An 11,851-nucleotide genomic window follows, 5' to 3' on the forward strand; every position below is an offset into this window, starting at 1 on the left:
CGGCACCCCTCGGGAACCGCGACACGTCGCTGTCTTCCGCCATGAAGACCATCCGCCGGCCCTGGCCGGCAGCCGTCCATCCGCCGCGTCGGGCCCTGCCCGACCGCCGACCCCGAGGGCGTGCGGCTTGCCGGGAAGTGGCGGATGCGACGGAAAGCCTCCGGACCATCCCGATCCGACCGGCCCATACGGCGCCGGGGCGGGTAAGCCCGCCCCGGTCCATTGTCTAGAGGATCACTTGGCCTCGACCTGCTCCTTCGTGTAGAAGCCGTCCTCGACGACCTTCATCACGTTTTCCTTGGTCAGCGGGATCGGGGTCAGCAGGAGGGAGTCGACTTCCTTCTTGCCGTTGTCGAGCTTGGCGTTGAACTCGACGGGCTCACCCTTGACCAGCTTGACCGACAGCTTGGCGGCCTCGGAGGCGATCAGCTGCAGCGGCTTGTAGACGGTGACCGTCTGCGTGCCGTCGATCACCCGCTTGATGGCGGCGAGGTCGGCGTCCTGGCCGGAGATGGCCACCTTGCCGGCCAGACCCTGGGCGGCGAGAGCCTGGATGGCGCCGCCGGCCGTGCCGTCGTTCGAGGCGATGACCGCGTCGATCTTGTTGTCGGCGGCCGTGAGCGCGTTCTCCATGATCGACAGCGCTTCGGTCGGGCTCCACTCCTTGACCCACTGCGAGCCGATGACCTTGACCTTGCCGGCGTCGACGGCCGCCTGGATGGCCTTCTCCTGGCCAGCGCGCAGCAGCTTGGCATTGTTGTCGGTCGGGGCGCCGCCGAGCAGGTAGTAGTTGCCTTCCGGAACCGCCTTGAGGACGGCCTCGGCCTGCAGGAAGCCGACGCGCTCGTTGTCGAAGGAGATGTAGGCGTCTTCGTCGGCGTTCAGGATCAGGCGGTCATAGGACAGGATCTTGATGCCGGCCTTGTGGGCCTCGTCGATCACTTCGCCGAACACCTGCGAGTTCATCGGCACGATGGCGATGGCGTCGACCTTCTGGGAGATCAGGTTCTCGACCTGATTGACCTGCTTCTGCTCGTTGGCGTCGGCCGAGGTCACGATCACCTGGGCGCCCACTTCCTTGGCGGCGGCAATGAAATAGTCGCGGTCGCGAGCCCAGCGCTCGACGCGCAGATCGTCGATCGAGAAACCGATGACCGGCTTGTCGGCGGACGCCTGGGCGGCCATCGGCAGCGCAACGGCGGCGGCCAGAATCGTGCTCGAAAGAATGGTAGAAAGTTTCATTGTCACTCCTCCTGAAGGCCTCTTCGGGCCTGGCCGCCTCCCCGGCGGCCTCCTTGCATCCGAACCACGACCGGATGGTTGCTCCTCCGGTCACTTCCCCCGGCAACACCCGTCATGGGCCCCGCCGTTGGTTCGGAATGTACCTCACGCGAGGATAGATGCCTCAAAGCGATGATGGGCGCAACTCATTTTGATTGCGTAGATGCGTTGTGACCATCATCCATTTGACGAAGAAATTTCCTATCTTCGTCATGAGGTTCCCCTCGACGTCAGCCAAGCCGCGCCTTTTTCTGCCTTGGCGCGACAAACCTCTGAGGCGCTTCATCCTGCCGGATGTCCGCCCTGCTTGATGTGATTACATCAAGAACGCTCCCTCCCGTCCTTGATCCATGCGTCCCGGCGCCCTCCAGGTCACCGGTAAAATTCGACCCTCAAAATATACTCAACGCCCCGCCTTGGCAAGAGACAATCCTGAGCACATCGACGAATGGTCAGGTGCCGGCCGGGACCGGGCGCGGCAACCGGGCAAGCTGCTCCTATCGCCGCCCGCCGGCCGCACCCGCCGAACAAGCAGTGCGCTATCCGCCACGGCGACGAACCACGTCTTTTCAATATGTCACGGCGGCGGGAGCGCTCGCGGCAGGCAGCTTGCCGGCTCTTGCGGCGCCTTCGGGAAGCGGCCCGGTCAGCGTCGATCGGCGCCTCGCAACTCCCATCGGAACATCTCAGATTGACGCAAGGGTCCTCATGCACGGGATCGGCGGCCGCCGCTGCCGGGACAGCATAGAAGAGTCGCGGGCAAACTCGCTCATGGCGCTTTTCGTCACCAGGATGCCGCATGACGATCAATTCGTGCACATCCGGCATTCGGCGTGCTTGATTCGGTCGCCGGGATTACCTAAGACCTTCAAAACCCGGAGCGGAACCACGTCCAGGACAAGAGTCCGGACCAATGATGGAGGAAGTTGTATGCGTGCCCTGTTGTTTGCCGTCGCCGCCAGCGTCGCGGCAGTCGCCCTGCCGGTTCATGCCGAGAACGTCACGGTCGACGTCACCGCCATCGTCGAACATCCGGCGCTCGACGCCGTCCGCGACGGCGTCAAGGACGTGCTGGCCGCCGCCGGCTACAAGGAGGGCGAAAACCTGACCTTCGTCTACAAGTCGGCTCAGGGCAACGCCGCCACCGCCGCCCAGATCGCCCGCCAGTTCGCCGGCGAGAATCCCAACGTCATCGTGCCGATCTCGACGCCGTCCGCCCAGGCCGTCGCCGCCGCCACGCACGACATCCCGATCGTCTTCTCGGCGGTGTCCGATCCGGTCGGTGCCCAGCTCGTCAAGAGCATGGACAAGCCCGGCGGCAACATCACCGGCCTCTCCGACATGTCGCCGGTGGCGGAGCACATCGCCCTGATCAAGGAAATCCTGCCGAACGTGAAGAAGCTCGGCTTCCTCTACAATTCCGGCGAGGCCAACTCGGTGTCGCTGCTCGCCGCCCTCAAGGCCGAGGCCGACAAGGCCGGCATCGAGGTCGTCGAATCGGCCGCCACCAAGACCGCCGAGGTGCAGGGCGCCACGCGCGCGCTGGTCGACAAGGTCGACGCCGTCTACGTGCCGACCGACAACACCATCATCTCGGCGCTGGAATCGGCCGTCGGCGTCGCCGTCGAATCGAAGCTGCCGCTGTTCACCGCCGATACCGACAGCGTGTCGCGCGGCGCCATCGCCGCCCTCGGCTTCAACTACTACGACGTCGGCAAGCAGACCGGCGAGATCGTCGTGCGCGTGCTGAAGGGCGAGACCGTCGGCGACATCCCGGCGACCATCGCCAAGGGCACCGACCTCGTCGTCAACAAGGGCGCCGCCGCCAAGATGGGCGTGACGCTGCCCGAGGCCGTCGTCGCCCGCGCCACCAAGGTGATCGAGTAACAACGGCGCCGCGCCCCGCCGTCGCCGTCGGGTACGGCGGGGCGCGCTCCGGAGAAAGGGATGCCCCGCCCCGCGTTCGCCCGCGGGACATCCAGCACAAGGATCGTTGCGCGTGAGCCAAATTGCCTTATGGGGGGCCGTCGAACTCGGCCTCGTCTATGCCTTCGTCGCGCTTGGCGTCTATCTCGCCTTCCGCGTCCTCGACTTTCCCGACCTGACCGTCGACGGCACCTTTCCGCTCGGCGCGGCCGTCACCGCCGTATTGATCATGGCCGGTATCAATCCCTGGTTCGCCGCCGCCGTGTCGATGGTAGCCGGGGCGCTGGCCGGGCTCGTCACGGCGACGCTCAACGTCCGCTTCAAGATCCTCAACCTCCTGGCGTCGATCCTGACGATGATCGCCCTGTTCTCGGTCAACCTCCGGGTGATGGGCCGGCCGAACGTGGCCCTGCTTTCGGTCGACACCATGCTGACGCCCTTCTACGGCAATGGCCTCAGGGACTTCATGGTGCGGCCGTTGTTCCTGCTGGTGCTGGCCATCGTGGCGCTGCTCATCGTCTGGCGCTATCTCGAGAGCGACGCCGGCCTCGCCATGCGCGCCACCGGCGCCAACCCGCGCATGGCCCGCGCCCAGGGCATCAACACCGATCGTCAGATCTATCTGGGCATCGCGCTGTCCAACGCGCTGGTGGCCCTCGGCGGCGCCCTGTTCGCCCAGACCAACGGCTTTGCCGACGTCACCTCCGGCGTCGGCACCATCGTCGTCGGCCTCGCCGCGGTGATCATCGGCGAGACACTGTTCGGCACCCGCCGCATCCTGATCGCGCTGATCGGCTGCGTCGTCGGCTCGATCCTCTACCGCATCGCCATCCAGCTCGCCCTGTCCAGCGACGTGCTCGGCCTGCAGGCGTCCGACCTCAACCTCGTCACCGCCGTGCTCGTCACCTTTGCGCTGGTGTTGCCGCGCCTCAAGCGGGGAGTGCTCTCCTCATGATCTCCCTCGACAACATCCACGTCGTCTTCGGGCGCGGCACGCCGCTGGAGAAGAAGGCGCTGTCGGGCGTCTCGCTGACCATCAAGGAAGGCTCCTTCACCACCGTCATCGGCTCCAACGGCGCCGGCAAGTCGACGCTGCTCGGCGTGCTGGCCGGCGACGTCATCCCGGTGGAAGGCTGCGTTCGCATCGGCGACGCCATCGTCACCAAGCAGCCGACCGCCGCCCGCGCCGGCCGCGTCGCCCGCGTCTTCCAGGACCCGCTGGCCGGCTCCTGCGGCGCCCTGTCGATCGAGGAGAACCTCGCCCTCGCCCACAAGCGCGGCAAGACGCGCGGCCTGAAGCTGGCGCTCGGCCACAGCCGCCGCAAGCTGTTCCGCGAGAAGATCGCCGAACTCGACCTCGGCCTCGAAAACCGCATGACCGACCGCATGTCCATGCTGTCGGGCGGCCAGCGGCAGGCGGTGTCGCTGGTCATGGCGATGATGGCCGGCTGCGACGTGCTGCTGCTCGACGAGCATACCGCCGCCCTCGATCCCGGCATGGCCGAGTTCGTCATGAAGCTCACCGAGCGGATCGTCAACGACAAGAAGCTGACCACGCTGATGGTGACGCACTCCATGCGGCAGGCGCTCGATTACGGCGATCGCACCATCATGCTGCACGGCGGCGAGATCGTGCTCGACGTCGAGGGCGACAGCCGCAAGACGCTGGAGGTCGAGGACCTGATCGCCATGTTCCGCCGGGTCCGCGGCCAGACGCTCGACGACGACGAACTGCTGATCGCCTGAAGCGCCTTTTCCCGCCGGAGATCCTCCGCTTCCGCGGAGGATGACATTGTAATCATTGCAGTTCGGCATGGTCCGCGGAGGCGGACCATCTCGGGGGGAACGGCGTTCCCCCTCAGTTGCCGAGCACCCTGTCGATCAGCGCCCACAGCTCCGGCGCCCGGTAGTCCGGCACGGCGATGTCGGCGCCGTTCTTCTTCACCGTCGCCGCATCGAGCGTGGTGGTGAGCCCCACCGTGACGATGCCGGCGGCGTGCGCCGCCTTGAGGCCCGGCGGCGCGTCCTCGAAGGCGATGGCCTTGTCGGCCGGCACGCCCAGCCGTTCGAGACCGGTGAGATAGGGCAGCGGGTCGGGCTTGCCGCGCTCAAGCTCGCCGCCGACCACCATGGTGTGGAAATAGTCGGCGACGCCGATCTGCGCCAGCATGTCGACGACGTTGGGGCGCGGCGCGTTGGACACCACGGCGAGCCCGATCTTGCGCTCCACCGCCCAGTCAAGCAGATCGATCAGGCCGTCGATCGGCTTCAGACGGCCGACGATCAACCGCCGGAACAACGCTTCCTTCTCGTCGGCGAGCCGCGGATGGCTGTCGGCCGCGACATGCGGGAACAGGTTCTTGAAGATCAGCGAATTGGCCTGCCCGGAGACGTATTTCAGGAAGGTCGGCTCGTCGATGTCGACGCCATAGGCCTTGCCGAACTCCACGAAGGCCTCGTGATGGAAGGGATCGCTGTTGGTCAGCGTTCCGTCCATGTCGAACAGCAGAGCATGGGAAAACATCGGCGGCGGACTCCGGCTCTCGGGATCGTCTGGAAGCGGCCCTCCATACACCGGGCACCCCGCCGGGTCCAGCCGCGCCGCCGGGCCGAAGCCGGCGATCGGATCGTCGCCGCCCGGCAGGAGAGCGGATTGCGCGACTTTTCATCTTTTCACCCGAACGCGTGGGCTGTATTGATCTCGCCACAAGCACAATGTAGCGGACATAAATGGAACTTCGCCAGCTTCAGCATTTCGTGGCCGTGGCCGAGGAGATGCACTTCACCCGGGCCGCCCGCCGCGTCAACATCGTGCAGTCGGCGCTGTCGACGTCGATCCGTGCCCTGGAAGACGAGCTTGCCGCCCGGCTGTTCATGCGCAATACCCGCCAGGTGCAGCTCACCGCCGCCGGCCGCGTCTTTCTCGACAAGGCCCGGCTCGCCCTCGAAGCGGTGCGCGAGGCGCGCGACGCCGTCGCCGCCGTGCAGGGCCTGACGCGCGGGCGCCTGGCCATCGGCACGGTGCAGAGCCTGCCGGCCTTCGTCGACCTGCCGGCCCTGCTCGCCGCCTTCCACGAGCTTTATCCGGCCATCGAGGTGCGCCTCTGCCAGGGCAACGCCGACCATCTCGTCGACAAGATCCGCTCCGGCTCCATCGATCTCGCCATCGTGCCGCTGATCGAGGCGCCGCGCGGCATCGCCACCAGGATGATCGCCTGCGAATATCTGGTCGCCATCTGTGCCAAGGACCACCCGCTGGCCGGCCACAGCGGCGTGCCGCTGTCCGCCTTCCGCGACGAGCCCTTCGTCGACTTCGAGCAGGCCTGGGGCACGCGCCAGCTGGTCGACGCGGGCTTCCGCCACGCCGGTGTCGGGCGCCGCGTCGCCTTCGAGGTCAACGACCTCGGCACGCTGATCGAGCTGGTGTCGCGCGGCCTCGGCGTGGCGCTGGTGCCGGAGGCGATCGCCGAGGCGGCGGCCGGGGCGCTCGGCGTCGTCCGGCTCGCCGAGCCGCAGATGTGCTGGGAGCTGGCGGTCGCCACGCTCTCGGGTGGCAACGGCGAGATGCTGCTCGACGGTGCCCCCAAGGCTTTCATGGACCTGCTGATCGCCGCCCGCCGCGTCGACGAGGATGAGGAAGAGGCGGCCGCCTGAAGCCGGCGGTCACGATTTGCCGGTCGACATGCCGCCCCCGGCCCGCGAAATCCTGCTTCCAGGGCGGCACATATTCCGCCTAAGATGTCGCAGCCTGCCTCTCGCCGGCTTCAATGCTTCCCGTCTTCCGCTGGATGCAAAGGGCCACCCTCGCCGGCCCCGGATGAAACGGCGCGCCATGACCTTCATCGCTGATCTCCACGTTCACTCCAGATACTCGCGCGCCACCAGCCGCGACCTTGATCTCGAACACCTGTTCTGGTGGGCGGCGCGCAAGGGCATCGGCGTGGTCGGCACCGGCGACTGCGTGCATCCGGTCTGGCTGGCCGAAATCCGCGACAAGCTGGTGCCCGACGGCTCCGGCCTGTTCCGGCTGCGGCCGGAGATCGAGAAGGACTTGTGGGCGACCCTGCCGCCGGCCTGCCGGCGGCCGGTGTCCTTCATGCTGTCGGCCGAGATTTCCACCATCTACAAGAAGGGCGACAAGACGCGGAAGATCCACCACCTGATCTATGCCGCCGATCTCGACGCCGCCGACCGGCTGGCCGCCAGCCTCGCCCGCGTCGGCAACATCGCATCCGACGGCCGGCCCATCCTCGGCCTCGACTCGCGCGATCTCCTGGAGATCGCCCTCGCCTCCGGGCCGGAGTCCTATCTGATCCCCGCCCATATCTGGACGCCGTGGTTCGCCGTGCTCGGCTCGCAGTCCGGCTTCGATTCGATTGCCGAATGCTACGGCGACCTCGCCGGCCACATCTTCGCCGTCGAGACCGGCCTGTCGTCCGATCCGGAGATGAACCGGCGTGTTTCCTTCCTCGACCGCTATCGCCTGGTGTCCAACTCCGACGCCCATTCGCCGGGCAAGCTCGGTCGCGAGGCAACGCGCTTTTCCTGCGAGCCCGACTACTTCGCCATCCGCCGCGCGCTGGAGACCGGCGACGGTTACCAGGGCACGGTGGAGTTCTTCCCCGAGGAGGGCAAATACCACCTCGACGGCCACCGCGCCTGCGGCGTGCGGCTCGACCCGGAGGAGACGCTGGCGCTCGGCGGCCGCTGCCCGGTGTGCGGCCGGCCGGTCACCGTGGGCGTCGCTCACCGCATCGCCACGCTGTCCGACCGCCGCGACGGCGAAGCCGTGACCCTGCCGACGTCAGGCGAGGTGTCGAGCCTGGTGCCGCTGCCGGAAATCCTGTCGGAGATCATGGCAAGCGGCGTCGGCTCCAAGAAGGTGGCCGAGACCTATGATCGGGTGCTGGCGGCGCTCGGCCCGGAGCTGGCGCTCCTCGATACGGCGCCGCTGGAGGAGGTGAACCGGCTGCATCCGCTGCTCGGCGAGGCCGTGGCGCGGCTCCGGGCCGGCGAGGTGATCCGCGACGCCGGCTACGACGGCGAGTACGGGGTGATCAGGCTGTTCGAGGACGGCGAACTCGATCGCCGCGTCAAGGGCGACCTGCTGTTCGACGCGCCGCGCCAGCGCAAGGCGCGGGCGCCAAAGCCGCCGGTCGCGGAGGCCGCGCCGGCCGACGACGCTCCTGCCCCGGCGATCGACGCCCCCTCGTCGCCCGGCGCCACCGGCCTGCTCGCCGGCCTCGACGCCGATCAGGCGCGCGCCGCCGCGATGACGGACGGCCCGCTGATGGTGATCGCCGGCCCCGGCTCGGGCAAGACGCGCATGCTGACCCATCGCGTCGCCCATCTCATCCGCGAGCGCGGCGTGCCGGCCGCCGCCTGCCTCGCCGTCACCTTCACCCGCAAGGCGACCGAGGAGATGCGCGCCCGGCTCGCCGTGCTGCTCGAAGACCACGCCCGCCAGGTGGCCGTCGAGAGCTTCCATTCGCTCGGCCTGACGATCCTGCGCGACCACGGCGCTCTCGTCGGGCTCGGGCCGGATTTCCGCATCGCCGACGACACGGAGCGGCAGGCGGCGCTGGCCGAGGCGCTGGGCATCGGCCAGAGCCGGGCCGCAGGGCTGCTCAAGGCAGTGTCGGTGCTGAAGCGAACCGGCACGCCCGGCGCCGGCGAGTCCGCCGAGGCGCGCGCCGCGCTCGACCGGATCGGACGGGCGCGGAACTGGGTCGATTTCGACGACCTGGTGGCGCTCGCCGTCTGGCTGTTCGAGGATCATCCGGAGATCGCGGCGCTGTGGCAGTCGCGATTCTCGCACGTGCTGGCCGACGAATTCCAGGACGTCGATGAGCAGCAATATCGCCTACTGCAACTGATCGCCGGCAAGGGCGGCAATCTCTGCGTGATCGGCGATCCCGATCAGGCGATCTACGGCTTTCGCGGCGCCGACGCCGCCTGTTTCGAGCGCTTCGGCCGCGACTATCCCGCCGCGCCGACGCTGCGGCTCTCGCGCAACTATCGCTCCACCGGCACCATCGTCACGGCCGCCGCCGGTTTCCTCGGCCGACAGGCGGACGGCGTCACCCGGCCGATGGGCGAGCCGATCGCGCTGCACACCGCCGCCAACGAGGCGGCGGAGGCGGATTTCGTCGCCGCGACGATCGAGGACCTGCTCGGCGGCCACGACATGCTGGCCGCCAATCGCCAGCGGCGCGGTGGCGAGCGGCGGCTGGGCTTTGCCGACTGCGCCGTGCTCTATCGCACCGACGCGCAGGCCGCCGCCTTGCGGACGGCCTTCGATCGCGCCGGCATCCCGTTCAGGAAAAGCTCGCCGGCGCCGCTCGCCAGTCATGCGGGCGTGACGGCGGTCCTCGACGGGCTGGCGGCGGACGAGACGGGCGAACCCCTCCCCGCCCGCATCGCCAAGGCCGCCGAAGCGGCGCGGCGGCAGGAGGCGGCCGACGCGGCGGCGCTGTCGGAGGCGCGCGGCTGGCTCGCGTCGCTCGCCGCCTCCGACGCGGTCGCCGGCGACCCGGCCCGTCTCCGGGAGGCGGCCCTCCTCTCCACCGAAGCCGACTTCCGCGACGCCCGCGCCGACCGGATGTCGCTTCTGACCATGCATGCGGCCAAGGGCCTGGAATTTCCCATCGTCTTCGTGGTCGGCCTCGAGGACGGGTTGGTGCCCTTCTCCTGGAGCGGCGCCGATCCGGCCGGGGATGCGGCGCGGCAGGCGGAGGAGGCGCGCCTCTTCTACGTCGCCATGACGCGCGCCGGCGAGCGGCTGTTCCTCAGCCGCGCCGCCGAGCGCTTCCGGCAGGGCGCCGTGCGGCCGGCGCCGCCGTCGCGCTTTCTCGAACGGCTTCCGCCGGGCCTCGTGCAGGCCGACGGGGCGGCCGCCCGGCGGCCATGGCGGACGCGCCAGCTCAGCCTGTTCTAGGCGGATTCCTGCACACCCAATCGTTTGAAATCCGCCGATTGCCCCTCTGCGACGGAATGGACTAGTATGGCTGATCTGGGCAGGCGGGCAGCAGAATCCCGCCGCTTCAGGGGGCGGAAACGGAAAAGGACCAGAGGCGGATGAACGGCACCGATTGCGTATTGGGCGTCGATCTCGGCACGTCGTCGGTGAAAGCGGTCCTGGTGGACCGGGACGGCCGCATTCTCGGCCAGGGCCGGGCGGAATACGGCTTCGTCAGCCTGCACAACCTCTGGGCCGAGCAATCGTCGGAAGTCTGGTTGCAGGCGTTCGTGCATGCGGTGCGCGAGACGCTGCTGCGCGCCGGCGTCGTCGCGCAGAGCGTCCGGGGCATGGCGATATCGGCGATCGGCGGCGGCACCGGCATCCCCGTCGACGTCGGCATGCAGCCGATCCGCCCCTGCCTGCTCTGGCTCGACCGCCGCGCCAAGACCGAGAGCGAGCGCGTCCGCCAGATGATCGGCGAGGACGACCTCTACGCCATCACCGGCAACGGCGCCGATTCCTATTTCGGCTTCACCAAGATCCTGTGGATCAAGAACCACGAGCCGGACGTCTGGTCGCGCATCAACTACTTCCTGCCGCCCAACGCCGACATCATCTACCGACTGACCGGCGAGATCGCCATCGACCACTCGCAGGCCTGCAACATCGGAGGCGTCTACGACCTGGGCAAGCGTGCCTGGTCGCAGGAGATGGCCGATCTCCTCGACATCCCCCAGTATTTCTTCCCCGAGCGGCTGGTCGGCTCGCAGGAGGTGGTCGGCAAGCTGCACAAGGCCGGCGCCGGCATGCTCGGCCTCCCCGAGGGCCTGCCGGTCTGCGCCGGCGGCGTCGACGCGGCCATCGCCACGCTGAGGGCCGGCGTGGTGCAAGAGGGCCAGCACGCGGCCATGCTGAGTTCGTCGACCTGCTGGGGCTTCATCCACGCCACGGCCGACCGCTTCCCCGGCCTCGTCTCCATGCCCTATGTGATCGACTCGGAGACGCTGACCTACTCCTACGGCGGCTCGGCGACCTCCGGCTCGGTGCTCCAGTGGTTCCGCGACAATTTCGCCGACAACGAGCGGCTGGTCGAATCGCTGACCGGCGGCGGCAAGCGGGCCATCTCGGCCTACGATCTTCTCGACGAGCACGCCTCGGCCATCCCGCCGGGCTCCAACGGCCTGATGGTGCTGCCCTATTTCATGGGCGAGCGCAGCCCGATCTGGGACGTCGACGCCCGCGGCACCGTCACCGGCCTGACGCTCAACCACACCAAGTCGCACCTCTACCGGGCCATGTTGGAAAGCGTCGCCTACGCGCTGAAGAACAACATCGACTATGGCAGCGCCGCCTTCCCCGGCCTTGAGGACCAGCTCACCGTGGTCGGCGACGTGTCGAAATCCGATCTCTGGGTGGAGATCATCACCAATGTCACCGGCCGTCCCGTGCGGGTGCTGCCCAACAGCGGCAAATCTGCCTATGGCGCGGCGGTGCTGGCCGCCTATGGCGTCGGCATGATCGACCGGCAGCAGATGGTCGACTGGCTGGGCGTCCGCCAGGAGGCGCGCGTGCTGACGCCGGACCCGGCCGCCAACGCCGTCTACGAGCGCGGCTTCGACAACTTCAAGCGCCTCTACGAGCACATGAAGGCCTATTTCTCCACCGTCAACGAGACCTGACGGC

The 11,851-nt window shown here is 68.3% G+C and carries 8 protein-coding genes; 6 read left to right on the plus strand and 2 right to left on the minus strand.

Translation table 11 applies throughout. The features are described 5' to 3' along the window. Nucleotides 1-234: 234 nt before the first annotated feature. On the minus strand, nt 235-1,242 hold the full coding sequence (gene xylF / locus H512_RS0103645) for a D-xylose ABC transporter substrate-binding protein (RefSeq protein WP_026782314.1): 1,008 nt from the start codon (nt 1,240-1,242) through the stop codon (nt 235-237). A gap of 969 nt (nt 1,243-2,211) precedes the next feature. Between xylF and H512_RS0103650 the strand changes: the two genes are divergently transcribed. The 3 genes from H512_RS0103650 to H512_RS0103660 all read left to right on the plus strand — a co-directional run bounded on the left by H512_RS0103650 (nt 2,212) and on the right by H512_RS0103660 (nt 4,953). Continuing rightward, entirely contained in the window at nt 2,212-3,168 is a 957-nt protein-coding gene (locus H512_RS0103650; RefSeq protein WP_026782315.1) for an ABC transporter substrate-binding protein, read from the plus strand. A 112-nt stretch (nt 3,169-3,280) separates the two neighbouring features. Then, the gene (locus tag H512_RS0103655; RefSeq protein ID WP_026782316.1) at nt 3,281-4,162 is read left to right on the plus strand and encodes an ABC transporter permease; all 882 of its coding nucleotides are present in this window, start codon (nt 3,281-3,283) and stop codon (nt 4,160-4,162) included. Next, nucleotides 4,159-4,953 (plus strand): ABC transporter ATP-binding protein, encoded by a 795-nt coding sequence (locus H512_RS0103660; protein WP_026782317.1) that lies wholly within the window; start codon nt 4,159-4,161, stop codon nt 4,951-4,953. Before H512_RS0103655 ends, H512_RS0103660 begins: the two co-directional genes overlap by 4 nt. A gap of 112 nt (nt 4,954-5,065) precedes the next feature. Here H512_RS0103660 and H512_RS0103665 read toward each other — a convergent pair whose 3' ends face one another. Further along, the gene (locus H512_RS0103665; RefSeq protein WP_026782318.1) at nt 5,066-5,731 is read right to left on the minus strand and encodes an HAD family hydrolase; all 666 of its coding nucleotides are present in this window, start codon (nt 5,729-5,731) and stop codon (nt 5,066-5,068) included. Nucleotides 5,732-5,937: 206 nt separating this feature from the next. On the opposite strand from H512_RS0103665, the gene H512_RS0103670 reads away from it, so the two are divergent. The 3 genes from H512_RS0103670 to H512_RS0103680 all read left to right on the plus strand — a co-directional run bounded on the left by H512_RS0103670 (nt 5,938) and on the right by H512_RS0103680 (nt 11,847). Continuing rightward, entirely contained in the window at nt 5,938-6,861 is a 924-nt protein-coding gene (locus tag H512_RS0103670) for a LysR family transcriptional regulator (RefSeq protein ID WP_026782319.1), read from the plus strand. 178 nt (nt 6,862-7,039) lie between these two features. Next, on the plus strand, nt 7,040-10,144 hold the full coding sequence (locus H512_RS0103675; RefSeq protein WP_026782320.1) for a UvrD-helicase domain-containing protein: 3,105 nt from the start codon (nt 7,040-7,042) through the stop codon (nt 10,142-10,144). A 140-nt stretch (nt 10,145-10,284) separates the two neighbouring features. Beyond that, nucleotides 10,285-11,847 carry an FGGY-family carbohydrate kinase gene (locus H512_RS0103680; RefSeq protein WP_026782321.1) on the plus strand — a complete coding sequence of 521 codons (1,563 nt, stop codon included), beginning with the start codon at nt 10,285-10,287 and terminating at the stop codon, nt 11,845-11,847. The last annotated feature ends 4 nt before the right edge of the window (nt 11,848-11,851 follow it).

Source organism: Pleomorphomonas koreensis DSM 23070, from assembly GCF_000425185.1.
Classification (GTDB): Bacteria; Pseudomonadota; Alphaproteobacteria; order Rhizobiales; family Pleomorphomonadaceae; genus Pleomorphomonas; species Pleomorphomonas koreensis.